Annotated in this window: 21 protein-coding genes and 1 pseudogene; 18 read left to right on the top strand and 4 right to left on the bottom strand. The window is 70.0% G+C overall.

Features of this window, described 5'->3' with window-relative positions:
• Window positions 1-67 precede the first annotated feature (67 nt).
• Window positions 68-2,044 (top strand): threonine--tRNA ligase, encoded by a 1,977-nt coding sequence (gene thrS / locus ACZ7M2_RS35325; protein ID WP_471598759.1) that lies wholly within the window; start codon window positions 68-70, stop codon window positions 2,042-2,044.
• 63 nt (window positions 2,045-2,107) lie between these two features.
• Here the strand turns inward: thrS and ACZ7M2_RS35320 are convergent, their stop codons facing one another.
• Window positions 2,108-2,794 (bottom strand): potassium channel family protein, encoded by a 687-nt coding sequence (locus ACZ7M2_RS35320; protein WP_403694839.1) that lies wholly within the window; start codon window positions 2,792-2,794, stop codon window positions 2,108-2,110.
• A gap of 67 nt (window positions 2,795-2,861) precedes the next feature.
• Between ACZ7M2_RS35320 and ACZ7M2_RS35315 the strand changes: the two genes are divergently transcribed.
• A complete protein-coding gene (locus tag ACZ7M2_RS35315; RefSeq protein WP_261686295.1) occupies window positions 2,862-3,422 on the top strand; it encodes an HIT family protein in 561 nt (186 codons plus the stop codon).
• 131 nt (window positions 3,423-3,553) lie between these two features.
• Here ACZ7M2_RS35315 and ACZ7M2_RS35310 read toward each other — a convergent pair whose 3' ends face one another.
• Window positions 3,554-5,227: a hypothetical protein gene (locus ACZ7M2_RS35310; protein WP_352047921.1), complete on the bottom strand. Its 1,674-nt coding sequence runs from the start codon at window positions 5,225-5,227 to the stop codon at window positions 3,554-3,556.
• 157 nt (window positions 5,228-5,384) lie between these two features.
• Window positions 5,385-7,580 carry an elongation factor G-like protein EF-G2 gene (locus tag ACZ7M2_RS35305; protein WP_471598758.1) on the bottom strand — a complete coding sequence of 732 codons (2,196 nt, stop codon included), beginning with the start codon at window positions 7,578-7,580 and terminating at the stop codon, window positions 5,385-5,387.
• 218 nt (window positions 7,581-7,798) lie between these two features.
• Between ACZ7M2_RS35305 and pgsA the strand changes: the two genes are divergently transcribed.
• From pgsA to ACZ7M2_RS35225, 16 genes and pseudogenes are all read left to right on the top strand, one after another.
• A complete protein-coding gene (pgsA, locus tag ACZ7M2_RS35300) occupies window positions 7,799-8,521 on the top strand; it encodes a phosphatidylinositol phosphate synthase (RefSeq protein ID WP_075027572.1) in 723 nt (240 codons plus the stop codon).
• On the top strand, window positions 8,518-9,507 hold the full coding sequence (locus ACZ7M2_RS35295) for a phosphatidylinositol mannoside acyltransferase (RefSeq protein WP_471598757.1): 990 nt from the start codon (window positions 8,518-8,520) through the stop codon (window positions 9,505-9,507). Before pgsA ends, ACZ7M2_RS35295 begins: the two co-directional genes overlap by 4 nt.
• The gene (locus ACZ7M2_RS35290; RefSeq protein ID WP_471598756.1) at window positions 9,504-10,664 is read left to right on the top strand and encodes a glycosyltransferase family 4 protein; all 1,161 of its coding nucleotides are present in this window, start codon (window positions 9,504-9,506) and stop codon (window positions 10,662-10,664) included. Before ACZ7M2_RS35295 ends, ACZ7M2_RS35290 begins: the two co-directional genes overlap by 4 nt.
• A 194-nt stretch (window positions 10,665-10,858) precedes the next feature.
• A pseudogene (locus tag ACZ7M2_RS35285) lies at window positions 10,859-11,636 on the top strand (formylglycine-generating enzyme family protein).
• Between the two features lie 25 nt (window positions 11,637-11,661).
• Window positions 11,662-12,207, top strand: coding sequence for a LemA family protein (locus ACZ7M2_RS35280; RefSeq protein ID WP_054233941.1), 546 nt, complete (start codon window positions 11,662-11,664; stop codon window positions 12,205-12,207).
• A gap of 334 nt (window positions 12,208-12,541) precedes the next feature.
• Window positions 12,542-13,465: a pyridoxal 5'-phosphate synthase lyase subunit PdxS gene (pdxS, locus tag ACZ7M2_RS35275; protein ID WP_471598755.1), complete on the top strand. Its 924-nt coding sequence runs from the start codon at window positions 12,542-12,544 to the stop codon at window positions 13,463-13,465.
• Window positions 13,466-13,504: 39 nt separating this feature from the next.
• Window positions 13,505-14,113 (top strand): pyridoxal 5'-phosphate synthase glutaminase subunit PdxT, encoded by a 609-nt coding sequence (gene pdxT / locus ACZ7M2_RS35270; RefSeq protein WP_471598754.1) that lies wholly within the window; start codon window positions 13,505-13,507, stop codon window positions 14,111-14,113.
• A 74-nt stretch (window positions 14,114-14,187) separates the two neighbouring features.
• Window positions 14,188-14,940 (top strand): YebC/PmpR family DNA-binding transcriptional regulator, encoded by a 753-nt coding sequence (locus tag ACZ7M2_RS35265; protein WP_471598753.1) that lies wholly within the window; start codon window positions 14,188-14,190, stop codon window positions 14,938-14,940.
• Between the two features lie 210 nt (window positions 14,941-15,150).
• Window positions 15,151-15,732, top strand: coding sequence for a crossover junction endodeoxyribonuclease RuvC (ruvC, locus tag ACZ7M2_RS35260; RefSeq protein ID WP_471598752.1), 582 nt, complete (start codon window positions 15,151-15,153; stop codon window positions 15,730-15,732).
• Window positions 15,729-16,337: a Holliday junction branch migration protein RuvA gene (gene ruvA / locus ACZ7M2_RS35255; RefSeq protein ID WP_351308624.1), complete on the top strand. Its 609-nt coding sequence runs from the start codon at window positions 15,729-15,731 to the stop codon at window positions 16,335-16,337. Before ruvC ends, ruvA begins: the two co-directional genes overlap by 4 nt.
• A gap of 120 nt (window positions 16,338-16,457) precedes the next feature.
• Window positions 16,458-17,528, top strand: a complete 1,071-nt coding sequence (ruvB, locus tag ACZ7M2_RS35250) for a Holliday junction branch migration DNA helicase RuvB (protein ID WP_351308621.1) — start codon at window positions 16,458-16,460, stop codon at window positions 17,526-17,528.
• A 163-nt stretch (window positions 17,529-17,691) separates the two neighbouring features.
• Window positions 17,692-18,204 carry a preprotein translocase subunit YajC gene (yajC, locus tag ACZ7M2_RS35245; protein ID WP_471598751.1) on the top strand — a complete coding sequence of 171 codons (513 nt, stop codon included), beginning with the start codon at window positions 17,692-17,694 and terminating at the stop codon, window positions 18,202-18,204.
• A gap of 136 nt (window positions 18,205-18,340) precedes the next feature.
• Complete coding sequence (gene secD, locus ACZ7M2_RS35240; protein WP_471598750.1) at window positions 18,341-20,122, top strand: protein translocase subunit SecD; 1,782 nt, start codon at window positions 18,341-18,343, stop codon at window positions 20,120-20,122.
• 1 nt (window position 20,123) lies between these two features.
• Window positions 20,124-21,239 carry a protein translocase subunit SecF gene (gene secF, locus ACZ7M2_RS35235; protein WP_352047914.1) on the top strand — a complete coding sequence of 372 codons (1,116 nt, stop codon included), beginning with the start codon at window positions 20,124-20,126 and terminating at the stop codon, window positions 21,237-21,239.
• Window positions 21,236-21,784, top strand: coding sequence for an adenine phosphoribosyltransferase (locus tag ACZ7M2_RS35230; protein WP_352047913.1), 549 nt, complete (start codon window positions 21,236-21,238; stop codon window positions 21,782-21,784). The genes secF and ACZ7M2_RS35230 overlap by 4 nt, the downstream gene beginning before the upstream one ends.
• A 229-nt stretch (window positions 21,785-22,013) precedes the next feature.
• Window positions 22,014-24,551, top strand: coding sequence for a RelA/SpoT family protein (locus ACZ7M2_RS35225; RefSeq protein WP_403694859.1), 2,538 nt, complete (start codon window positions 22,014-22,016; stop codon window positions 24,549-24,551).
• Between the two features lie 110 nt (window positions 24,552-24,661).
• Here ACZ7M2_RS35225 and ACZ7M2_RS35220 read toward each other — a convergent pair whose 3' ends face one another.
• Complete coding sequence (locus tag ACZ7M2_RS35220) at window positions 24,662-25,891, bottom strand: DUF349 domain-containing protein (RefSeq protein ID WP_471598749.1); 1,230 nt, start codon at window positions 25,889-25,891, stop codon at window positions 24,662-24,664.
• Between the last annotated feature and the right edge of the window lie 106 nt (window positions 25,892-25,997).

Here is a 25,997-nt window from a genome sequence, read left to right as displayed (position 1 = left end):
TCGCCGGGCAGGCATTGCACTGCCATGCCCACTGGGTGACCTTGCCCCCTTCAGTCAGGAGAGACCGGTGTCAGACGTCCGTGTGATCATCCAACGCGATTCCGAGCGGGAAGAGCGCGTGGTGACGACGGGCACTACGGCCGCCGACCTCTTCACCGGCGAGCGCACCATCGTCGCGGCCCGTGTGGCCGGCGAGCTGAAGGACCTCGCGTACGAGGTGCGGGACGGCGAGGAGGTCGAGCCCGTCGAGATCTCCTCGCAGGACGGCCTCAACATCCTGCGCCACTCCACCGCGCACGTCATGGCGCAGGCCGTGCAGGAACTCTTCCCCGAGGCCAAGCTGGGCATCGGCCCGCCGGTCAAGGACGGCTTCTACTACGACTTCGACGTCGAGAAGCCGTTCACGCCCGAGGATCTCAAGGCCATCGAGAAGAAGATGCAGGAGATCCAGAAGCGCGGTCAGCGCTTCTCCCGCCGTGTCGTCACCGACGAGGACGCCCGCGAGGAACTCGCCGCCGAGCCGTACAAGCTGGAGCTCATCGGGATCAAGGGCTCCGCGTCCTCGGACGACGGCGCGGACGTCGAGGTCGGCGGCGGCGAGCTGACGATCTACGACAACCTCGACGCCAAGACCGGTGAGCTGTGCTGGAAGGACCTCTGCCGCGGTCCCCACCTGCCCACCACCCGCAACATCCCGGCGTTCAAGCTGATGCGCAACGCGGCCGCGTACTGGCGCGGCAGCGAGAAGAACCCGATGCTCCAGCGCATCTACGGCACCGCCTGGCCCTCCAAGGAGGAGCTGAAGGCGCACCTCGACTTCCTCGTGGAGGCCGAGAAGCGCGACCACCGCAAGCTGGGCAACGAGCTGGACCTCTTCTCCATCCCGGACCAGATCGGCTCGGGCCTCGCCGTCTTCCACCCCAAGGGCGGCATCATCCGCCGGGTCATGGAGGACTACTCGCGGCGCCGCCACGAGGAAGAGGGCTACGAGTTCGTCTACACCCCGCACGCGACGAAGGGGAAGCTCTTCGAGACCTCGGGCCACCTGGACTGGTACGCCGACGGCATGTACCCGCCCATGCAGCTCGACGAGGGCGTGGACTACTACCTCAAGCCCATGAACTGCCCGATGCACAACCTGATCTTCGACGCGCGCGGCCGCTCGTACCGTGAACTACCGCTGCGCCTCTTCGAGTTCGGGACCGTGTACCGGTACGAGAAGTCGGGCGTCGTGCACGGCCTGACCCGCGCCCGTGGCTTCACGCAGGACGACGCGCACATCTACTGCACCAAGGAGCAGATGGCGGACGAGCTCGACAAGACGCTCACCTTCGTCCTGAACCTGCTGCGCGACTACGGCCTGACCGACTTCTACCTGGAGCTCTCCACCAAGGACCCGGAGAAGTTCGTCGGCTCCGACGAGGTCTGGGAGGAGGCCACCGAGACGCTGCGGCAGGTGGCCGAGAAGCAGGGCCTCCCGCTCGTCCCGGACCCGGGCGGCGCCGCCTTCTACGGTCCGAAGATCTCGGTCCAGACCAAGGACGCGATCGGCCGGACCTGGCAGATGTCGACCGTGCAGCTGGACTTCAACCTGCCGGAGCGCTTCGACCTGGAGTACACCGGCCCCGACGGCTCCAAGCAGCGTCCGGTGATGATCCACCGCGCGCTGTTCGGTTCCATCGAGCGCTTCTTCGCGGTGCTCCTCGAGCACTACGCGGGCGCGTTCCCGGCCTGGCTGGCGCCCGTGCAGGCGGTCGGCATCCCGATCGGCGACGCGCACGTGGAGTACCTGCAGAAGTTCGCCACCGAGGCGAAGAAGAAGGGTCTGCGGGTCGAGGTCGACGGCTCCTCCGACCGTATGCAGAAGAAGATCCGCAACGCCCAGAAGCAGAAGGTGCCCTTCATGGTCATCGCGGGCGACGAGGACATGGCGGCCGGCGCGGTCTCGTTCCGCTACCGCGACGGTTCGCAGGAGAACGGCATCCCGGTCGACGAGGCGATCGCCAAGATCATGAAGGTCGTCGAGGAGCGCGCACAGGTCTGACGCGCAGGCCCGACGCGTACGGCGCTTTTTTGACGCGCACGTGACGGAAGGCCCCCGGAGAGCTCAGCTCCCCGGGGGCCTTTTCCTCCCCCTGTTCCCGTCGCCCCCGGCGTTCTCGTCCTCACGCGCGAACACCTGGAGCAGCCAGGACGAGAACGAGCCGGTCACCGCGCCGAGCAGCGCCAGACCGCACACCATCAGCACCGACGCGATCGTGCGCCCCATCGGGGTCACCGGCACCACGTCCCCGTACCCCACCGTCGTGAGCGTGGTGCAGGTCCACCACACCGAGTCCCCGAACGTCCGGATCGAGGCGCCCGGTGCCCCGCGCTCCTGCTGGTAGACGGCGAGGGAGCCCGCGAAGCCGAGCAGCGCGGCCGACAACCCCGCGTAGAAGACCACGCGCGCGTGCAGGGAGAGACGGGGCTCTCCACGATGACGCTGTACGGCCTCGTAGACCTTGACGACGCGCAGCGGACGCAGCAGCGGCAGCAGGAGCGCCAGGGTGTCCACCGGGTGCGCGCGGACGAAGCCGAGGCGCTGTCCGCTCAGGCCCCAGCGCACGGCGTAGTCGACGCCGAACAGCGCCCACGCGGCCAGCATCACCGCCACGCAGGCCTGCCGCCAGACGACGGGCAGCGTGTGCCCGAGGACCAGGACGGCGTAAGCGGCGAGAAACAACGCCGAGGCCAGGCTGAGCGGGACTTCGGTGCGCCTTTCCCACCGGGCCTGTCGGCTGTCGTCGTCCATCGGCCCAGCTTGGCCCGGCGAGCATTCGGGAGAGCCCCGCCGACACGCCGCGAACGGGCGAAGCAATATGCTGCACCACATGACGAGTGAGCCGGAGCAGCAGATCGGAGTGGGAACGCAGGACGCGTTCCAGCGCTTGTGGACGCCCCACCGGATGGCTTACATCCAGGGCGAGAACAAGCCCACCGGCCCGGGGGCCGACGACGGCTGTCCGTTCTGCTCGATCCCCGCCAAGTCCGACGAGGACGGGCTCATCGTGAGGCGCGGTGAGCAGGTGTACGCGGTGCTGAACCTGTACCCGTACAACGGCGGCCACCTCATGGTCGTGCCCTACCGCCATGTCGCGGACTACACCGACCTGACCGACCCGGAGACCGCCGAGCTCGGCGAGCTGACCAAGCAGGCGATGACCGCGCTGCGCACCGCCTCGGGCGCGCACGGGTTCAACATCGGCATGAACCAGGGCACGGTGGCGGGCGCGGGCATCGCCGCCCATCTTCACCAGCACATCGTCCCCCGCTGGGGCGGCGACACCAACTTCATGCCGGTCGTCGGCCACACCAAGGTGCTCCCGCAGCTCCTGGCGGACACCCGCAAGATGCTGGCGGAGGCCTGGCCGAGCCAGTAGCCCGGTCAGGGGTGCGCCCCGTAGGGGCGCGGGGCTGTAACAGCATGCGGCTCCGCCGCGTGGGCGATCAGCCCGAGACGACCCGCACCCGGCGGACGGCTTTCTCCCGCCCGTCCGCCGGAGGCTTGGGCTCACGCGTCGTAGAGGTCGGCCTTCCGGGGCGACGGGTCCTGCACCGCCGTGCTGAGGAACGCCGACCGGTTGCCGAACTTCTCCGTGTCGACCCCGTTCTCGTCCAGCACCTTGATCGCCGCCGCGTGTACGACACGCAGCACCGGCGTGGCCGCCCGCAGCGCGTCGTCGGCCATGAAGCGGTGCCGCCAGGGCTGGTCGGCCCACGCGTGCCGCAGGCCGAACGGCTCGGGCAGCGTCAGCTTGCCGCCGAGCCAGTTCAGCAGCGGCGGGTACCCGGTGAGCGGGGCGCGCGCGGTGAGACGTACGACCTCGTCCGTGGTGACCAGCGGCAGCTTCACCTTGCGGGTCTCCCAGAACTTGACCGCCTTCGCGACCTCCTTCGTCGGGGCCTCGGGCTTGCTGGTGAACAGGGAGTGCACGGGACCCAGGGCGTGCCCGGTGACCTCGATGCGCAGCGTCTCGTGCAGCACGGTCACGGTGATCAGCATGGTGATGATCAACTGGCCGTCCCACAGCGTCCACTGCACGCCGAGGTAGTGCCGCTGGCCGCTGCCGAACTGCTGCTTGTTGCAGATGTCCTGTATGGCGTGGCTCTTGATCGTGTACGCCTCGACGTCCGTGCCGCCCGGCCGGGACACCTCCTTGGCGTTCTCCCCGATCGGCGAGACGATCCAGTGCTTGATCGAAGGGGTGGGGAAACCACCGGTGTTGAGCGGGCCGCGCTCCAGCATGCGGAGCTTGTCGTGGATGTTGCGGACGACGTCCCAGCTGCGGAAGGGGTGGATCTCCTTGTCCGGGTCCTTGGGGACGAGGTCCTCGGCCAGCTGCCAGCTGCCCCAGCGGGTGCCCATGCCGAGTATGCCCTTGGGCCCGGCGTAGAACACCGAGTTGGACTGCTGCTCGGCGCTGAGCGCGGCCAGGGCCTGGCGCAGCCGCTCGGCCGCCGTCTCGCCCGGGCTGCCGGGCACCGCCTCCGGGATCTTGGCGCCGAGGCCGCCGCCGGACAGCAGGCTGTCCCAGCGCTCGCGCAGGTCCTTGGCGGTCCGCTCGCAGATCTGCTTGGCCCAGAGCCAGCCGATCACCGGGAGGACCACCGACGCACGCGCGTACCAGGCCCAGAAGCCGGTGAAAGGCATACGGACGAGGAAGACCACGGCGAGGGCGCCGAAGGCGACCAGGAGCGTGGTGCCGAGGGCGCCGGCGCGCTTGTTCGTCTGCTTGGCGATCATGGACCGGAGCTGGAAGACCAGCAGCCACGCCAGCAGCCCGGGCAGGAACAGCACACCGCACAGCACCATGACGGCCGACAGCCAGTTGTCCCGCTCCCGGCGGATGCGGTTCGCCGCGAGGCAGTGCTCGACGACGACCTGCGGCTCGGTGCCGAAGGACTGGATGAGGGGCTTGCGGCCGGCGCCCAGCATGCGGTCCACCACCGCCCGCCCGAAGGCCTCGCCGAGGTTGGGCCTGAAGATCGTGGCCCACTTGCGGCCTGAGCTCACGGTGGACTCGTGCCACTGGTTGTTCGCTTTGAGGATCTCGCCGACATCGCTGTCCCGGTACGCCGCCGAGGCCAGTGCGAAGGTCGCCGCCGTCTGTCCCGCGGAACCCGAGAGCGGCACTTGCGCCCCGGGAGTGAAATCGAAACCGTCGAACGCCACTTCCGCCCCCATCGCCGCCGCACCCGCTCCTGCGGCTTTCCCGACTTCCCTGCCCCGCACACCTGTTGATCAGGTCATCGTCTTGATCAGTTCCCAGAGTATCGGCCGCGACCGACATTCGTCGGCGGACGGCCGAAGCCGCCCGCCGAGGGTGAGAGAAGCCGAACCGTCAGGCGCTCTGGGCCTGTTCGCGCATCCTTTCGGCGATCTGCGACGGCATCGGCTCGTGCCGTGCGTAGGTGCGGTTGAAGCGTGCGGTGCCGTGCGAGAGGGAGCGCAGATCCACGGCGTACCGTCCGATCTCGATCTCCGGGACCTCGGCCCTGACGAGCGTGCGTCCGCCGCCCGTCTGCTCGGTGCCGACCACCCGGCCGCGCCGCCCCGACAGGTCGCTCATCACGGCGCCCACGTACTCGTCGCCGACCAGGACCGTCACCTCGGCCACCGGCTCCAGCAGATGGATCCTGGTGTCGGCGGCCGCCTCACGCAGGGCGAGCGCGCCCGCGGTCTGGAACGCCGCGTCGGAGGAGTCCACGGAGTGCGCCTTGCCGTCGCGCAGGGTGATCCGTACGTCGATGAGGGGATAGCCCGCGACCACGCCCTTGGCGGCCTGGGCCCGCACCCCCTTCTCGACGGAGGGGATGAACTGCCGGGGCACGGCCCCGCCGACGACCTTGTCCACGAACTCGATTCCCGAGCCGTTCGGGAGGGGTTCGACCTCGATCTCGCAGATCGCGTACTGCCCGTGCCCGCCGGACTGCTTCACATGGCGGCCGCGCCCCGCGGCCCTGTCCGCGAACGTCTCCCGCAGGGAGACCTTGTGCGGGACCACGTCGACCTGGACGCCGTACCGGTTGCGCAACCGCTCCAGGGCGACGTCGGCGTGGGCCTCGCCCAGGCACCACAGAACGACCTGGTGGGTGTTCTGGTTCTGTTCCAGGCGCATGGTGGGGTCCTCGGCGACCAGTCGGCCCAGGCCCTGCGAGAGCTTGTCCTCGTCGGCCTTGCTGTGTGCCTGGATGGCGAGCGGCAGCAGCGGGTCCGGCATCTGCCAGGGCTCCATCAGCAGCGGGTCGTCCTTGGCCGAGAGCGTGTCACCGGTCTCGGCCCGGTTGAGCTTGGCCACGCAGGCCAGGTCGCCCGCGATGCAGTGCGTCAGGGAGCGCTGCTGTTTGCCGAACGGCGCGGACAGGGCGCCGACGCGCTCGTCGACGTCGTGGTCCTCGTGCCCGCGGTCGCCGAGCCCGTGCCCGGAGACGTGCACCGTCTCGTCGGGGCGCAGGGTGCCCGAGAAGACGCGGACGAGGGAGACCCGGCCCACATAGGGGTCGCTGGCCGTCTTCACGACCTCCGCGACCAGCGGTCCGTTCGGATCGCAGGACTTGACCTCGCGTTCCAGCCCTTCCGGTGTCGTCACGGTGGGTGCCGGGCGCTCCAGCGGAGTCGGGAAGCCGCCCGTGACGAGTTCCAGGAGCTCGACGGTGCCGAGCCCCTGGCGGGCGCCCTCGGCGGCGGGCGCGGCCGCCAGGACCGGGAAGAAGGCCCCGCGCGCCACGCCCCGCTCCAGGTCCTGCACGAGCGTCTTGACGTCGATCTGCTCGCCGCCCAGGTAGCGGTCCATGAGGGTCTCGTCCTCGCTCTCGGCGATGATCCCCTCGATCAGCCGGTTGCGCGCCTCTTCGATCAGCGGCAGCTGCTCCGGTCCCGGCTCGGCCTCCTTGCGCTCCCCGGAGGAGTAGTCGAACAGCCGCTGGGTGAGGAGCCCGATCAGCCCGGTGACAGGGGCGTGCCCGTCGGGCCCCTCCGCGCCGTGCAGCGGCAGGTACAGCGGCAGTACGGCGTCGGGGTCGTCCGCGCCGAAGGCCTCGGCGCAGATCCGCGTCATGTCGTCGAAGTCGGCGCGCGCGGACTCGAGGTGGGTGATCACGATGGCGCGCGGCATGCCGACCGCCGCGCACTCCTCCCACACCATCCGGGTCGAGCCGTCCACCCCGTCCGAGGCCGAGACGACGAAAAGGGCCGCGTCCGCGGCGCGCAGACCGGCCCTGAGTTCCCCGACGAAGTCGGCGTATCCGGGGGTGTCGATGATGTTGATCTTGTATCCGTCCCAGTCGACGGGTACCAGGGACAGCTGCACCGAGCGCTGCTGCCGGTGCTCGATCTCGTCGTAGTCGGAGACGGCGGTGCCGTCCTCCACCCTGCCCGCCCGGTTCACCGCTCCCGCCGTCAGTGCGAGAGCTTCCACCAATGTCGTCTTGCCGGATCCGCTGTGGCCGACCAGCACCACATTCCGTACGGACGCGGGGTGGTCGGCCGCTGTAGCCCTGCCGGCGGCTCCGGGGTGTGCGTTCGCCTTGTCGCCCATGGTCTTGCCTCCCGTGCACGGTGAGGTCTCTTTGGGCGCGGGCATAACCGGATCCGCGTGCGGTGCGGCTCCGATGACGCCCGCGGTGTATTCGAGCTTTGCACTCGTGTCACGGTGCGTCCATACGGGGGACGCGATCCCGCCGTGACATCGATGGCATCCCACCGTGACACGGGGTGCGGGTGCCCGGCCGTCGCACAAGCGCGCGCGTGGCTACGATGGGCCAGCCGGTGGCCAGCAGGGGCCGCGCGGCGACACCGACCCTCGGGAAGGCCATGCTGAACAAGTACGCGCGTGCATTCTTCACGCGTGTCCTCACACCGTTCGCCGCGTTTCTCATCCGTCGGGGGGTAAGCCCCGACACGGTCACCCTTCTGGGTACGGCCGGAGTCATGGCGGGCGCGCTGGTCTTCTACCCCCGGGGGGAGTTCTTCTGGGGCACGATCGTCATCACGCTCTTCGTCTTCTCCGACCTGGTCGACGGAAACATGGCGCGCCAGCTCGGCCGCTCCAGCCGCTGGGGCGCCTTCCTGGACTCCACGCTCGACCGGGTCGCCGACGGCGCGATCTTCGGCGGCTTCGCGCTCTGGTACGCGGGCAGCGGCGACAACAACGCCCTGTGCGCCGTTTCGATCTTCTGTCTGGCCAGCGGCCAGGTGGTCTCGTACACCAAGGCCCGTGGCGAGTCGATCGGCCTGCCCGTCGCTGTGAACGGCCTGGTCGAGCGTGCCGAGCGCCTGGTGATCTCCCTGGTCGCGGCGGGCCTCGCGGGGCTGCACAAGTTCGGGGTGCCCGGCATTCAGTGGCTGCTGCCCGTCGCGCTGTGGATCGTCGCCGTCGGCAGCCTGGTCACGCTGATCCAGCGCGTTGTCACGGTGCGCCGGGAGTCCGCGGAGGCGGACGCCGCGGCCGCGGCGCAGAACAGCGGGGCCACGTCGTGACCCGTCTCCAGGAGAGGCTGGTGGACGGGGCGTACGCGCTCGGCTGGAGCACCGTCAAGAAGCTTCCGGAGCCGGTCGCGGTGCGCCTGGGCCGCACGATCGCGGACATCGCCTGGAAACGGCGCGGCAAGGGCGTACAACGGCTGGAGAGCAACTACGCGCGTGTGCTGCCCGACGCGACCCCTGAGCGGCTCGCCGAGCTCTCCCGGGCGGGCATGCGCTCGTACCTGCGCTACTGGATGGAGTCCTTCCGCCTCCCCGCCTGGAGCAAGGAGCGCGTGCGGACGGGCTTCGACTGCAAGGACGTGCACCACCTGACGGACGGGCTCGCCTCCGACCAGGGCGTCATCCTGGCCCTGCCGCACATGGGCAACTGGGACCTCGCCGGCGCCTGGGTCACCACCAAGCTGGAGACCCCGTTCACGACCGTCGCCGAGCGCCTCAAGCCGGAGTCGCTGTACGACCGTTTCGTCGCCTATCGCGAGGGCCTCGGCATGGAGGTCCTGCCGCACAGCGGCGGCACCGCGTTCGGCACGCTGGCCCGGCGGCTGCGGGACGGCGGACTGATCTGCCTGGTCGCCGAGCGTGATCTGTCGGCCTCGGGCGTCGAGGTGGAGTTCTTCGGCGAGACGACCCGGATGCCCGCGGGCCCGGCGCTGCTCGCCCAGCAGACCGGAGCCGTCCTGTTGCCGGTCACGCTCTGGTACGACGACTCACCCGTGATGCAGGGCCGTGTGCATCCCCCCGTCGAGGTCCCCGAGACAGGCACCCGGGCCGAGAAGACGTCTGTCATGACACAGGCGCTGGCCGACGCCTTCGCCACGGGTATCGCCGAACATCCGGAGGACTGGCACATGCTGCAGCGCTTGTGGCTCAAGGACCTCGATCCCGGGAAGGATCCTGGCAACAGGGATTCTGACAGCGGAAATCCTGACAGCAAGGATCCTGACCGTGCCCAGCAGGATTCCGAGAAGAGGACTCCGTGAGGATCGGCATCGTCTGCCCCTACTCCTGGGACGTGCCGGGCGGCGTCCAGTTCCACATCCGTGACCTGGCCGAACACCTCATCCGCCGCGGGCACGAGGTCTCCGTGCTCGCCCCCGCGGACGACGAGACACCGCTGCCGCCGTACGTCGTCTCGGCGGGCCGCGCGGTCCCGGTGCCCTACAACGGCTCCGTGGCGCGCCTGAACTTCGGCTTCCTGTCGGCGGCCCGGGTGCGGCGCTGGCTGCACGACGGCACCTTCGACGTGATCCACATCCACGAGCCGGCCTCGCCCTCGCTCGGCCTGCTCGCGTGCTGGGCCGCGCAGGGCCCCATCGTCGCCACCTTCCACACCTCCAACCCGCGCTCCCGGGCCATGGTCGCCGCGTACTCGATCCTCCAGGCGGCCCTGGAGAAGATCAGCGCGCGGATCGCGGTGAGCGAGTACGCCCGCCGCACCCTCGTCGAGCACCTGGGCGGCGACGCGGTCGTCATCCCGAACGGCGTCGACGTCGACTTCTTCGCCCGCGCCAAGCCCAAGCCCGAGTGGCAGGGCGACACCCTCGGCTTCATCGGCCGCATCGACGAGCCCCGCAAGGGCCTGCCCGTCCTCATGAAGGCCCTGCCCAAGATCCTCGCCGAGCGTCCGGGGACGCGGCTCCTGGTCGCCGGACGCGGTGACGAGGAGGAGGCAGTCGAGTCCCTGCCCGCCGAGATGCGCTCGCGCGTCGAGTTCCTCGGCATGGTCAGCGACGAGGACAAGGCCCGCCTCCTGCGCAGCGTCGACGTGTACGTGGCGCCCAACACCGGCGGCGAGAGCTTCGGCATCATCCTCGTGGAGGCGATGTCGGCGGGCGCGCCGGTGCTGGCCTCCGACATCGACGCCTTCGCGCAGGTCCTTGACCAGGGCGCGGCCGGTGAACTCTTCGCCAACGAGGACGCGGACGACCTGGCCGCCGCGGCCCTGCGCCTGCTCGGCGACCCCGAGCGCCGGGCCGAACTCCGCGCGCGGGGCAGCGCCCACGTACGGCGCTTCGACTGGTCGACCGTCGGCGCGGACATCCTGTCCGTCTACGAGACGGTGACGGACGGTGCGGCGGCGGTCGCCGCGGACGAACGGACGGGGCTGCGGGCGAGGTTCGGACTGGCCCGGGACTGAGCGTGCGGGACACGTCGACGCCGGGCGGGGAAGGGGCGTGCTGCGCACCCGCGCGCGGGGAGGCCGGTTCACTTTTCCCACTGTCCGTACCGGTACCGCTCCCCGGTGGGCGCACGGGCGATCCTCCTCGGCCTCCTCGTCCCCGGCCCGCGCCCGACGGTGCCGCCGTCACACTGCCGGGCGGCGAGTTCCGCATGGGCGACGCCTTCGACGAGGGCTACCCGGACGACGGCGAAGGACCGGTCCGTACGGTGCGCGTCGAGCCGTTCCGGATCGACGCGACGGCCGTCACCAACGCCCGGTTCGCGGACTTCGTGCGGGCGAGTGGACATGTGACGGAGGCGGAGCGGTACGGCAGTTCGTTCGTCTTCCACCTGCTGTTGCATCCCCGCGCGCGGGAGGCCGTTTTCGGGGCGGTCGCCGTGGCGCCCTGGTGGCTGGGCGTCGAGGGGGCCCACTGGAGCGCGCCCGAGCCCCGTGGTGCACGTCTCCCACCACGACGCCCTCGCGTACTGCGCCTGGGCGGGCGCCGGGCTGCCCACCGAGGCGGAGTGGGAGTACGCGGCGCGGGGTGGCTCGGCAGGCCGCTGCTATCCCTGGGGCGACGAGTTCGCCCCCGCCGGCCAGGAGCGCATGAACACCTGGCAGGGCGACTTCCCCCGGGTCAGCACCCGCCCCGGCGGCCGTACCGGAACCGTCCCGGTGGACTCCTACGAGGCCAACGGCTTCGGCCTGTACAACACTTCGGGCAACGTGTGGGAGTGGTGCGCGGGCACCTTCACCGCGCCCTGCGGGACCTCGGCCGAGACCTCGGCGACGGACCCCGGCCGGCGGGTCATCCGCGGGGGCTCGTACCTGTGCCACGCCTCGTACTGCAACCGCTACCGGGTGGCCGCCCGGTCGAAGAACACCCCCGACTCCTCCACCGGGCACGGCGGTTTCCGTTGCGCCTGGGACATGGGGGCGGGGTGAGCACACCCGGGTAGCCTTGCCGCCCGTGACCGCAACCCTCATCTGGATCCTCGTCGGCCTCGTCGCGATCGGCCTCTACCTGAGCTGGACCGCGGGGCGTCTCGACCGGCTGCACGCCCGGATCGACGCAGCCCGTGCCGCGCTCGACGCGCAGTTGTTGCGCCGTGCCTCGGTCGCCCAGGAATTGGCGACCTCCGGGGTGCTCGATCCCGCCGCCTCGATCGTGCTCTACGAGGCCGCGCACGCCGCGCGGCAGGCGGAGGAGGAGCAGCGCGAGGTGGCCGAGAGCGACCTCAGCCAGGCCCTGCGGGCCGTCTTCGGAGAAGTGCAGCAGGTGGAGGCGGTGCGCGAGGCGCCTGGTGGGGACGCGGCGGCGACCGAGCTGGCGCAGGCGGTGCGGCGGGTGCCGATGGCCCGGCGGTTCCACAACGACGCGGTACGTGCCGCCCGCGCCCTTCGTCGCCACCGCAAGGTCCGCTGGTTCCGCCTCGCCGGCCATGCGCCCTTCCCCATGGCCTTCGAAATGGACGACGAGCCTCCCACCGCGCTGGCGGACCGCCCCACGACCTGAGGACGGGGGTGGCTTTCGGCCGCGGGCGGGTGTTGCTCCGGGGCTGCGGGCCGGTGGGGCGGGCCGCGCGGTTCCCCGCGCCCCTCGGGCGGGGCTGCGCCCCGAATCCCCGCCCGCCCGTTGTCTTTTCGCCGACGGCCGGGGGGCTGGTCGCGCGGTTCCCCGCGCCCCCCAAGGCGCTGCGGGGGTCTGGGGCGGAGCCCCCAGGGACGGGTCGGGTAGGGGCGGCGGGGCGAAAAGGATCCACCGGCTCCCCATTGGCCCTTGCTGTGGACTGGTCCACTCACGTTTCCTCGGTGCTGCAGAAACCCTCTTTCACCGAGTGAGGTCACCCGTGTCCAGCACGCTCTCCAACACCGCCCAGCCCGCCGAGAACCCCGCAACCGGCACCGCCCGCGTCAAGCGCGGAATGGCCGAGCAGCTCAAGGGCGGTGTGATCATGGACGTGGTCGACGCCGAGCAGGCGAAGATCGCCGAGGACGCCGGCGCCGTGGCCGTCATGGCCCTGGAGCGGGTGCCCGCCGACATCCGCAAGGACGGCGGCGTGGCCCGCATGTCGGACCCGAACATGATCGAGGAGATCATCGACGCGGTCTCCATCCCCGTCATGGCCAAGTCCCGCATCGGCCACTTCGTCGAGGCCCAGGTCCTCCAGTCCCTCGGTGTCGACTACATCGACGAGTCCGAGGTCCTCACCCCGGCCGACGAGGTCAACCACTCCGACAAGTGGGCCTTCACGACCCCCTTCGTCTGCGGTGCGACCAACCTGGGCGAGGCCCTGCGCCGCATCGCCGAGGGCGCCGCCATGATCCGCTCCAAGGGCGAGGCAGGCACCGGCAACGTCGTCGAGGCCGTCCGTCACCTGCGCCAGATCAAGAACGAGATCGCCCGTCTGCGCGGCTTCGACAACCACGAGCTGTACGCCGCCGCCAAGGACCTGCGCGCCCCGTACGAGCTGGTCAAGGAGGTCGCCGAGCTCGGCAAGCTCCCGGTCGTGCTGTTCTCCGCCGGTGGTGTGGCCACCCCCGCCGACGCCGCGCTCATGCGCCAGCTCGGCGCCGAGGGCGTCTTCGTGGGCTCCGGCATCTTCAAGTCCGGCGACCCGGCCAAGCGCGCCGCCGCCATCGTGAAGGCGACCACCTTCTACGACGACCCGAAGATCATCGCGGACGCTTCCCGCAACCTGGGCGAGGCCATGGTCGGCATCAACTGCGACACCCTCCCCGAGACCGAGCGCTACGCCAACCGCGGCTGGTAAGAGACCGGACCGACGAGACCGGACAAAGGCATCACGTACATGACTGACGCACCTGTCATAGGCGTCCTGGCACTCCAGGGCGACGTACGGGAGCACCTCATCGCCCTGGCCGCGGCCGACGCCGTGGCCAGGCCGGTGCGGCGTCCCGAGGAGCTCGCCGAGGTGGACGGCCTGGTCATCCCCGGCGGCGAGTCCACCACCATCTCAAAGCTGGCCGTCCTGTTCGGATTGATGGAGCCCCTCCGCGCGCGCGTGCGCTCAGGCATGCCCGTCTACGGCACCTGCGCGGGCATGATCATGCTCGCCGACAAGATCCTCGACCCGCGCTCGGGCCAGGAGACGATCGGCGGCATCGACATGATCGTGCGCCGCAACGCCTTCGGACGTCAGAACGAGTCCTTCGAAGCGGCGGTCGACGTCCGGGGCGTCGAGGGCGATCCTGTAGAGGGCGTCTTCATCCGCGCCCCCTGGGTCGAGTCCGTGGGAGCCGCGGCCGAAGTGCTCGCCGAGCACGAGGGTCACATCGTCGCCGTACGTCAGGGCACCGCGCTCGCCACGTCGTTCCACCCGGAACTGACCGGCGACCACCGCGTGCACGGCCTGTTCGTCGAGATGGTGCGCGCGAACCGGATACCGGAGTCCTTGTAGGATCTGGGGGTCCCCCAGATCCTCAAGGTCTGGGGGAGTTCGTACAGGATGGGTTACGCGAAGGAGACAGGCAGATGTCCGGCCACTCTAAATGGGCTACGACGAAGCACAAGAAGGCCGTGATCGACGCCAAGCGCGGCAAGCTCTTCGCGAAGATGATCAAGAACATCGAGGTCGCTGCCCGCACCGGTGGCGCCGACCCGGGCGGCAACCCGACGCTGTTCGACGCCATTCAGAAGGCCAAGAAGAGCTCGGTCCCGAACAAGAACATCGACTCCGCGGTCAAGCGCGGCGCCGGTCTCGAGGCCGGTGGCGCCGACTACGAGACGATCATGTACGAGGGTTACGGGCCGAACGGTGTCGCGGTGCTCATCGAGTGCCTCACCGACAACCGCAACCGCGCCGCCTCGGACGTCCGCGTCGCCATGACGCGCAACGGCGGCAACATGGCCGACCCGGGTTCCGTCTCGTACCTCTTCAACCGCAAGGGCGTCGTCATCGTCCCCAAGGGTGAGCTGAGCGAGGACGACGTCCTGGGTGCCGTGCTCGACGCGGGTGCCGAAGAGGTCAACGACCTGGGCGAGTCCTTCGAAGTCATCTCCGAGGCCACCGACCTGGTCGCGGTCCGCACGGCCCTCCAGGACGCCGGCGTCGACTACGACTCCGCCGAGGCCAACTTCGTCCCGACCATGCAGGTCGAGCTCGACGAAGACGGCGCCCGGAAGATCTTCAAGCTGATCGACGCCCTGGAGGACAGCGACGACGTGCAGAACGTCTTCGCCAACTTCGACGTGAGCGACGACGTGATGGCCAAGGTCGACGCCTGAGCTGCCAAGCATTCATTTCGGCGGGCCCGCGGGACACGTCCTGCAGGCCCGCCGTCGTTGTCAGTGGCAGCGGTTAGCCTGTCGAGGACGGATGATGATCGCAGTCCCGCAGTCCATCGGACCGCAACCATCACTTGAGGGACCACGACGGCGATCAGCCACTTCCGCGAGAGCGGCGGCGGCTCAGCCGCAAAAAAAGGGGGGTTTGGGGTGCGGGTGCTGGGCGTTGACCCGGGACTGACCCGATGCGGTGTCGGGGTGGTCGAAGGAGTCGCGGGCCGACCCCTGACCATGCGCGGCGTCGGGGTCGTACGCACTCCGGCGGACGCCGAGTTGGGCCTGCGCCTCGTCGCCATCGAGCAGGGCATCGAGCAGTGGCTCGACGAGTACGATCCCGAAGTCGTCGCCGTGGAGCGGGTGTTCAGCCAGCACAACGTGCGGACGGTGATGGGCACGGCCCAGGCCAGCGCCGTCGCCATGCTCTGCGCCGCCCGCCGCGGCCTGACGGTCGCTCTGCACACCCCGAGCGAGGTCAAGGCCGCCGTCACCGGCAGCGGACGCGCGGACAAGGCCCAGGTGGGTGCCATGGTCACCAGGCTGCTCAGGCTCGACGCGCCGCCCAAGCCCGCCGACGCGGCGGACGCCCTCGCCCTCGCCATCTGTCACATCTGGCGCGCCCCCGCGCAGAACCGGCTCCAGCAGGCCGTCGCGCAGAACCGGCTCCAGCAAGCCGCGGCCCTGCACGCGTCGAAACCCGCATCGCACCACGCTTCGAAAGGCCGTACCGCATGATCGCCTTCGTCAGCGGCCCGGTCGCCGCCCTCGCCCCGGACTCCGCGGTCGTCGAGGTCGGCGGCATCGGCATCGCCGTCCAGTGCTCGCCCAATACGCTCTCCGGGCTCCGGATGGGACAGCAGACCAAGCTCGCCACCTCCCTCGTCGTGCGCGAGGACTCCCTGACGCTGTACGGCTTCGCCGACGACGACGAGCGCGGAACCTTCGAGCTGCTCCAGACCGCCAGCGGTGTCGGCCCCCGTCTCGCGCAGGCCATGCTCGCCACGCACTCGCCCGACGCCCTGCGCCGCGCGATCGCCACCGGTGACGAGAAGACGCTCACGGCCGTACCCGGCATCGGCAAGCGGGGAGCCCAGAAGCTCCTGCTGGAGCTCAAGGACCGGCTCGGCGAGCCCCTCGGCACGAGCACCGGCATCGGCGCCCCGGTCAGCACCGGCTGGCGCGACCAGCTGCACGCCGCGCTGATCGGCCTCGGGTACGCCACGCGCGAGGCCGACGAGGCCGTCTCCGCCGTCGCCCCGCAGGCCGAGGCCGCCGAGGGCACACCCCAGGTGGGCCGGCTGCTCAAGGCCGCCCTCCAGACCCTCAACCGCGCCCGCTGAGCCAGCGGCCCCCCGACCACCAGACCGCGAGGCACCCATGCACGCTGTGTCTTCCCGGGGAGCGCCCCCGGACCCCCGGCCGGATGACACAGCCGGCATGCCACGGCTAGGAGAACTTCAGTGAACTGGGACCACACGACCGACGAGAGCGACGCCGAGCGGCTCGTCGGCGCGTCCGCCGACCGTGAGGACCAGGCGGTCGAGGCGGCCCTGCGCCCCAAGGACCTGGACGAGTTCATCGGCCAGGAGAAGGTCCGCGAGCAGCTCGATCTCGTCCTGCGCGCCGCCCGCGCGCGCGGGGCCACCGCCGATCACGTGCTGCTCTCCGGCGCCCCCGGCCTCGGCAAGACCACCCTCTCGATGATCATCGCCGCCGAGATGGGCGCACCCATCCGCATCACCAGCGGCCCCGCCATCCAGCATGCCGGTGACCTGGCGGCGATCCTCTCCTCGCTCCAGGAGGGCGAGGTGCTGTTCCTCGACGAGATCCACCGCATGTCCCGGCCCGCCGAGGAGATGCTCTACATGGCGATGGAGGACTTCCGCGTCGACGTGATCGTCGGCAAGGGCCCCGGCGCCACCGCGATCCCACTGGAGCTGCCGCCGTTCACGCTGGTCGGCGCCACCACGCGCGCGGGTCTGCTGCCGCCCCCGCTGCGCGACCGCTTCGGCTTCACCGCGCACATGGAGTTCTACGAGCCCGCGGAGCTCCAGCGCGTCATCCACCGTTCCGCGCATCTCCTCGACGTGGAGATCGGCTCGGAAGGCGCCGCTGAGATCGCGGGGCGCTCCCGCGGCACGCCTCGTATCGCCAACCGTCTGCTGCGCCGTGTCCGGGACTACGCGCAGGTCAAGGCGGACGGGATCATCACGCGCGAGATCGCCGCGGCCGCGCTCAAGGTCTACGAGGTCGACGCCCGTGGTCTCGACCGGCTCGACCGCGGTGTTCTGGAGGCCCTGCTCAAGCTGTTCGGCGGCGGCCCGGTGGGTCTGTCCACGCTCGCGGTCGCGGTGGGGGAGGAGCGTGAGACCGTCGAGGAGGTCGCCGAGCCCTTCCTCGTACGGGAGGGACTGCTCGCCCGTACACCGCGCGGCCGGGTGGCGACCCCGGCCGCATGGGCCCATCTCGGTCTGACGCCGCCGCGCCAGTCCACGGGGGGAAACGGACAAGGGGACCTGTTCGGGGCGTGACGGCGTGCGCACTCGCGGGGTCAGGAACCCCGGTGCCATGCTGAGCGTTGTTCCCTGAGTGCGGACTCGCTTAGACTCCGCCGATGCCGCCCTTGTCGACGGCATACATACCCCCATCCAGCAGGCCGCTCACCATCGCGGTCGAAGAAGGAAGTTCCGACCCGTGAGTCTCGTGACCCTCCTCCCGTTCATCGTGCTCATCGGGGCCATGTTCCTGATGACCCGGTCGGCCAAGAAGAAGCAGCAGCAGGCCGCTTCCATGCGCAATGAGCTGCAGCCCGGCTCCGGCGTGCGCACGATCGGTGGCATGTACGCCACTGTCAAGGAGGTCAACGAGGACTCGGTCCTCCTTGACGCCGGCCCGGGCGTCGACCTGCTGTTTGCGAAGAACGCGATCGGTGCCGTGCTCTCCGACGACGAGTACAACCGCATCGTCCACGGCGCCGAGCACGACCTGGATGCGGACGGGTCGGTCGTCCCCGACGACGCCTCCTCCCTCACCGAGACCGACGAGCCCGCCGCCGACGCCTCTTCCGACGCCTCCGACGACAAGCCCCTCGACCTCGGCAAGAAGGACGTGGCCGCCGAGCCGTCCGACAAGCCCGCCGAGGCGAAGGCCGACGAGGCCGACGAAGCAGAGCCGAAGAAGACCGACGGCGAGTCCGACGCGAAGTAGTCACGCCCCGGGGACGCGGCGCGATCCGCTTGCGCTCCGCACCTCGGGACCTGCGTTCGCACGGAATCCCGACACCATGTCATGGCCGCCCCCGCGCTGACCCCGCGCACGGCGGCCCGAGAGGGAGAACGAGAAGGTGGCAGCACCGAAGAAGGGCCGGAGCGCGAGCGCCCAGAGCAGGCCGGGGCGCTCGTTGGCCTTCATCCTGATCGCCATCGCGGCGCTCACGGGGGGGATGTTCCTCTCCGGGCATCCCACCCCGCGTCTCGGCATCGACCTCGCCGGCGGCACGAGCATCACGCTCACGGCGAAGAACGAGCCGGGCCAGCCGAACGCGATCAACAAGACCAACATGAACACCGCGGTCGACATCATGAACCGCCGTGTCAACGGTCTCGGCGTTTCTGAGGCCGAGGTGCAGACCCAGGGATCCGACAACATCATTGTCAACATCCCCAAGGGCACGAACTCCAAGGAAGCCCGGGACCAGGTCGGCACCACCGCGAAGCTCTACTTCCGTCCGGTCCTGGCCACCGAGATCTCCGGTGCGGCCGCGACGGCCAGCCCGTCGCCCAGCGCCTCGAGCAGCTCCTCCTCGAAGGCCACGGACAAGGCCACCGACAAGGCGACCTCGTCGAGCTCCGCGAGCCCGACGTCCTCCGCCACCTCTCAGGGCCGTGCCGTCACCGACGCCCTGAAGGCGGACTCCACGACGTCCCCGAGCAGCTCCGCGAGCTCCTCGGCCAGCCCCTCGGCCTCCTCCAGCGCCTCGCCGTCGGCGACCAGCAGCGCGAGCGCCAGTGCCGCGGCCACCAAGCTCCAGGCTCAGTACACGGCGCTCAACTGCGCGGACAAGGAGCAGCGCGCCAAGGCCGGCGAAGGCTCCAAGGCCACCGACCCCACCGTGGCCTGCGGCAAGAACTCCTCGGGCCAGTGGCAGAAGTACGTCCTCGGTCCCGCCGAGGTCTCTGGCACGGACATCAAGAGCGCCTCGGCCGTCTTCGACACCCAGAGCGCGGCGGGCTGGAAGGTCACCATGGAGTTCACCTCCGGTGGCTCCAAGAAGTTCGCCGACATCACCGGCAAGCTCGCGAAGAACCAGTCCCCGCAGAACCAGTTCGCGATCGTCCTCGACGGTGACGTCGTCTCCGACCCGTTCGTCCAGCAGGCGCTGACCGGCGGCAACGCGGAGATCTCCGGCAGCTTCGACCAGACCGAGGCGCAGAGCCTGGCGAACATGCTGAAGTACGGCGCGCTGCCGCTCACCTTCAAGGAGTCGAGCGTCACCACGGTGACGGCCGCACTCGGCGGCGAGCAGCTGCACGCCGGTCTGATCGCGGGCGCCATCGGCCTCGGCCTGGTCGTGATCTACCTGGTGGTCTACTACCGGGGCCTGTCGATCATCGCCATCCCCTCCCTGCTGGTCTCAGGTGCCCTCACGTACGTGATCATGGCGCTCCTCGGCCCCACCATCGGCTTCGCGCTGAACCTGCCTGCGGTCTGTGGTGCGATCGTCGCGATCGGAATCACAGCGGACTCGTTCATCGTGTTCTTCGAACGCATCCGGGACGAGATCCGCGAGGGCCGCTCCCTGCGCCCGGCTGTCGAGCGTGCCTGGCCGCGCGCCCGGCGCACCATCCTGGTCTCCGACTTCGTGTCGTTCCTTGCCGCCGCGGTGCTCTTCATCGTCACCGTCGGCAAGGTCCAGGGCTTCGCGTTCACGCTCGGTCTGACCACGGTGCTCGACGTGGTCGTCGTGTTCTTCTTCACCAAGCCGCTGATGACGCTCCTCGCCCGCCGGAAGTTCTACGCGAGCGGCAACAAGTGGTCCGGCCTCGACCCCAAGGCCCTGGGCGCCAAACCACCGCTGCGCCGTACGCGCCGTCCCTCCGCCCCCGTCGACCCGAAGGAGGCGTGAGATGTCGAAACTCGGCACCCTCGGCGCCCGGCTCCACCGCGGCGAGATCGGCTACGACTTCGTCGGCAAGCGCAAGATCTGGTACGGCATCTCGATCCTGATCACCATCACGGCCATCCTCGGCCTGACGGTGCGCGGCCTGAACATGGGCATCGAGTTCCAGGGCGGGGCCGTCTTCACCACCGGGAAGACCAGCGTCTCGGTGGCGCAGGCCGAGACGTACGCGCAGGACTCGTCCGGCCACGACGCGGTCGTCCAGAAGCTCGGCAACGGCGGACTGCGCATCCAGGTCGCCGGCATCGACACGGACAAGTCCGACAAGATCAAGGACGACCTCGCCAAGGACCTGAACGTCAACGCGGAGTCGATCAACGCGGACCTGGTCGGCCCCAGCTGGGGTGACCAGATCGCCAACAAGGCCTGGGAGGGCCTGGCGATCTTCATGGTCCTCGTCGTGATCTACCTGGCGATCGCGTTCGAGTGGCGTATGGCCGTGGCCGCGCTCGTGGCCCTGATCCACGACATCACGATCACGGTCGGCATCTACGCCCTGGTCGGCTTCGAGGTCACCCCGGGCACCGTGATCGGTCTGCTCACCATCCTCGGTTACTCGCTCTACGACACGGTCGTCGTCTTCGACAGCCTCAAGGAACAGACGAAGGACATCACCAAGCAGACCCGCTACACGTACAGCGAGATCGCCGACCGCTCGATCAACGGCACCCTGGTCCGTTCGATCAACACCACGGTCGTCGCGCTGCTGCCGGTCGCCGGCCTGCTGTTCATCGGTGGCGGTGTCCTCGGCGCGGGCATGCTCAACGACATCTCGCTGTCGCTGTTCGTCGGCCTCGCGGCCGGTGCGTACTCCTCGATCTTCATCGCCACGCCGCTCGTCGCCGACCTCAAGGAGCGCGAGCCGCAGATGAAGGCCCTCAGGAAGCGCGTCCTCGCCAAGCGGGCCCAGGCCGCCGCCAAGGGCGAGCCCCTGGAGACCGAGGTCTCCGACGTGATGCTGGACGACGAGCCGGAGGACGACGGGCCCATGGTCGTCGGCCCGCGCAACCAGCCCGCGTCCCGCAACCGCGGTCGCGGCCGACCCTCGGGGAAGCGCCGATGACCGAGCTCACGGACATCACGACGCTGCTGCACAGCCGTATCCGCGACGTGGCCGACTACCCGGAGCCGGGTGTGATGTTCAAGGACATCACCCCGCTCCTGGCGGACCCGGCGGCCTTCACGGCGCTCACCGACGCTCTGGCGGAGATCGCCGTGCGCGCCGAGGCCACGAAGATCGTCGGTCTGGAGGCCCGTGGGTTCATCCTCGGCGCCCCGGTCGCCGTCCGCGCCGGGATCGGCTTCATCCCCGTGCGCAAGGCGGGCAAGCTCCCCGGAGCGACCCTGTCGCAGGCGTACGACCTGGAGTACGGCTCGGCCGAGATCGAGGTGCACGCCGAGGACCTGAGCGCGGCCGACCGCGTCCTGGTCGTCGACGACGTCCTCGCCACCGGCGGCACCGCCGAGGCCTCGCTCCAGCTCATCCGCCGGGCGGGCGCAGAGGTCGCGGGCGTCGCCGTGCTGATGGAGCTCGGGTTCCTCGGCGGCCGCGTCCGTCTGGAGCCGGCTCTCGCGGGCGCTCCGCTGGAGGCGCTCCTCAAGGTCTGAGGGCCGCGTTCGCGACACCTGGGGGAAACCCCCGGGCAAGGCCTGGGAAGGCCCTGAGAAACTCGTAGGACACCGTGGAGGCGGGCCCGGAGGAATCCGGAGCCCGCCTCTCGCGTTCCTCCTGTACGAGGCCGCCCCAGCGGCCGAAAGCGATCCCGGCGCCCAGGATCGCTACCATGGGGTTTCCGGAGCCTGACCGGGGGACCCGGAACGCGCACGAGGAGCCCTCTTGCCAGACGAGGCCCAGCCACTCACCGCCGCCAAGCCCGAGCCTGCCTCGGCCCCCGCGGCGACGCCCGCCAAGAACGCCACGAGCGGGCCGGTCGAGCACGCCCAGGCGGCGCCCGACGGCAAGGCGGCAGAGCAGCCACGCCCCAAGCCGGCCCCTTCCGAGCGCCCCGCGAAGACTCCGGCGGTCCGTTCCGCGGCCGCCCCGTCCGGCCGCCCCAGCTCCTCATCCAACCGCGTCCGCGCCCGCCTGGCCCGGCTCGGCGTGCAGCGCTCGAACCCGTACAACCCGGTGCTGGAGCCGCTGCTGCGGATAGTGCGCAGCAACGACCCGAAGATCGAGACGTCGACGCTGCGGCAGATCGAGAAGGCCTACCAGGTCGCCGAGCGCTGGCACCGCGGTCAGAAGCGCAAGAGCGGCGACCCGTACATCACGCACCCGCTCGCCGTCACGACGATCCTCGCTGAACTGGGCATGGACCCCGCCACGCTGATGGCCGGTCTCCTGCACGACACCGTCGAGGACACCGAGTACGGCCTGGACACGCTCAAGCGCGACTTCGGCGACCAGGTGGCCCTGCTCGTCGACGGCGTCACCAAGCTCGACAAGGTCAAGTTCGGTGAGGCCGCGCAGGCCGAGACCGTCCGCAAGATGGTCGTCGCCATGGCCAAGGACCCCCGCGTCCTGGTCATCAAGCTCGCCGACCGCCTGCACAACATGCGCACCATGCGCTACCTCAAGCGCGAGAAGCAGGAGAAGAAGGCGCGCGAGACCCTGGAGATCTACGCGCCGCTCGCCCACCGCCTGGGCATGAACACCATCAAGTGGGAGCTGGAGGACCTCGCGTTCGCGATCCTCTACCCCAAGATGTACGACGAGATCGTGCGCCTGGTCGCCGAGCGCGCCCCCAAGCGCGACGAATACCTCGCCATAGTGACCGACGAGGTCCAGGCCGACCTGCGCGCCGCCCGCATCAAGGCGACGGTCACCGGCCGCCCGAAGCACTACTACTCCGTCTACCAGAAGATGATCGTGCGAGGCCGTGACTTCGCGGAGATCTACGACCTGGTGGGCATCCGCGTCCTCGTGGACACCGTCCGCGACTGCTACGCGGCCCTCGGCACCGTGCACGCGCGATGGAACCCGGTCCCCGGCCGGTTCAAGGACTACATCGCGATGCCCAAGTTCAACATGTACCAGTCGCTGCACACGACGGTCATCGGGCCCAACGGCAAGCCGGTCGAACTCCAGATCCGCACGTTCGACATGCACCGCCGTGCCGAGTACGGCATCGCCGCGCACTGGAAGTACAAGCAGGAGACCGTCGCCGGTTCCTCCAAGATCCGTACGGACGTCCCCCGGGCGGCCAAGGGCAGCGCGGGGCAGGACACCGTCAACGACATGGCGTGGCTGCGCCAGTTGCTCGACTGGCAGAAGGAGACCGAGGACCCGAGCGAGTTCCTGGAGTCCCTGCGCTTCGACCTGTCCCGCAACGAGGTCTTCGTCTTCACGCCCAAGGGTGACGTCATAGCGCTCCCGGCCGGCGCGACACCGGTGGACTTCGCGTACGCGGTCCATACGGAGGTCGGCCACCGGACGATAGGCGCACGGGTCAACGGACGCCTCGTCCCGCTCGAATCCACCCTGGACAACGGCGACTTGGTGGAGGTCTTCACCTCCAAGGCGGCCGGTGCGGGCCCCTCCCGCGACTGGCTGGGCTTCGTGAAGTCCCCGCGTGCCCGCAACAAGATCCGCGCCTGGTTCTCCAAGGAGCGCCGCGACGAGGCGATCGAGCAGGGCAAGGACGCCATCGCCCGGGCGATGCGCAAGCAGAACCTGCCGATCCAGCGCATCCTCACCGGCGACTCCCTGGTAACCCTCGCGCACGAGATGCGCTACCCCGACATCTCCTCGCTGTACGCGGCGATCGGCGAGGGCCATGTCACCGCGCAGAGCGTCGTGCAGAAGCTGGTGCAGGCCCTCGGCGGCGAGGAGGCGGCCACCGAGGAGATCGACGAGAGCGTTCCGCCCGCGCGCGGGCGTGGCCGCAAGCGCCGCTCCAACGCCGACCCGGGTGTCGTCGTCAAGGGCGTCGACGACGTGTGGGTCAAGCTCGCCCGCTGTTGTACGCCCGTCCCCGGCGACCCGATCATCGGCTTCGTGACCCGCGGCAGCGGCGTGTCGGTGCACCGCAGCGACTGCGTCAACGTCGACTCGCTTTCCCGCGAGCCGGAGCGCATCCTCGAGGTCGAGTGGGCGCCCACCCAGTCCTCGGTCTTCCTGGTGGCCATCCAGGTCGAGGCACTGGACCGCTCCCGGCTCCTGTCGGACGTCACCCGCGTCCTGTCCGACCAGCACGTCAACATCCTGTCCGCGGCCGTCCAGACCTCCCGCGACCGCGTCGCCACTTCTCGCTTCACCTTCGAGATGGGCGACCCCAAGCACCTGGGACACGTCCTGAAGGCGGTCAGGGGCGTGGAGGGCGTGTACGACGTGTACCGGGTCACCTCGGCGCGCAGGCCCTCCGACGGGTCCTGACGTCCGAGGCCCGGACGCCGTCGACGGGCCACTACGCAGAGGGGCTCCCGTACGGTGCGTACGGGAGCCCCTCTACGTAGCGGCGGGAAAACCCAGCCGCCTCGGCAGCCTCAGCCGCCGAACTCCTGGAGACCCTTCAACGCCTGGTCCAGCAGCGCCTGACGGCCCTCGAGCTCCTTCTGGAGCTTGTCGGCCCGCGAAGCGTTGCCCGCGGCGCGCGCCGTCTCGATCTGGCCCTGGAGCTTGTCCACGGCGGCCTGCAGCTGACCGGTCAGACCCTCGGCACGCGCGCGTGCCTCCGGGTTGGTCCGGCGCCACTCGACCTCCTCGGACTCCTGCAGAGCCCGCTCCACCGCGTGCATCCGGCCCTCGACCTTCGGGCGGGCGTCGCGGGGCACGTGGCCGATGGCCTCCCAGCGCTCGTTGATGGAACGGAAGGCGGCGCGGGCGGCCTTCAGGTCCTGCACCGGGACGAGCTTCTCGGCCTCCTCGGCCAGCTCCTCCTTGAGCTTCAGGTTCTCCGACTGCTCGGCGTCCCGCTCGGCGAAGACCGAGCTGCGCGCCGCGAAGAACACGTCCTGGGCGCCGCGGAAGCGGTTCCACAGGTCGTCCTCGTGCTCACGCTGCGCGCGGCCCGCGGCCTTCCAGTCCGCCATCAGCTCGCGGTAACGCGCCGCCGTCGGACCCCAGTCCGTGGAGGCGGACAGTGATTCGGCCTCCGCGACCAGCTTCTCCTTGAGCTTGCGGGCGTCCTCGCGCTGCGCGTCCAGCGAGGCGAAGTGCGCCTTGCGGCGCTTGGAGAACGCCGAGCGCGCGTGCGAGAAGCGGTGCCACAGCTCGTCGTCCGACTTGCGGTCGAGTCGTGGCAGCCCCTTCCAGGTGTCCACCAGGGAGCGCAGCCGCTCACCGGCCGCCCGCCACTGGTCGCTCTGCGCCAGCTCCTCCGCCTCGACGACCAGCGCTTCCTTGGCGTGCCGCGCCTCGTCGGACTGCTTCGCACGCTGGACCTTGCGCTCCTCACGGCGCGCGTCGACCGTCTCGACGAGCTTGTCCAGCCGCTTCTTCAGCGCCTCCAGATCGCCGACCGCGTGGTGGGCGACCACCTGTTCGCGAATATGGTCGATCGCGATCTGGGCGTCCTTCGCCGACAGGTCGGTGGTTTTCACTCGTCGCTCGAGGAGGCCGATCTCGACAACCAGGCCTTCGTACTTGCGCTCGAAGTAGGCCAGCGCCTCATCAGGGGAGCCGGCCTGCCAGGAACCGACGACCTGCTCGCCGTCGGCCGTACGCACGTACACGGTCCCCGTCTCGTCGACGCGGCCCCACGGGTCGCTGCTCACAGCGCCTCCTCCACATGATGCCTGCGAGGGGCTTCAGCGCCCCTGGGCATCGTCCACAGTTTCGTCACGGCCAACATAGGCGACCAGCCCGGCGGCTGTCCGCATC

It is taken from the genome of Streptomyces sp. NPDC111507 (assembly GCF_055638955.1).
This window is presented reverse-complemented; position numbering and strand designations above follow the sequence as displayed.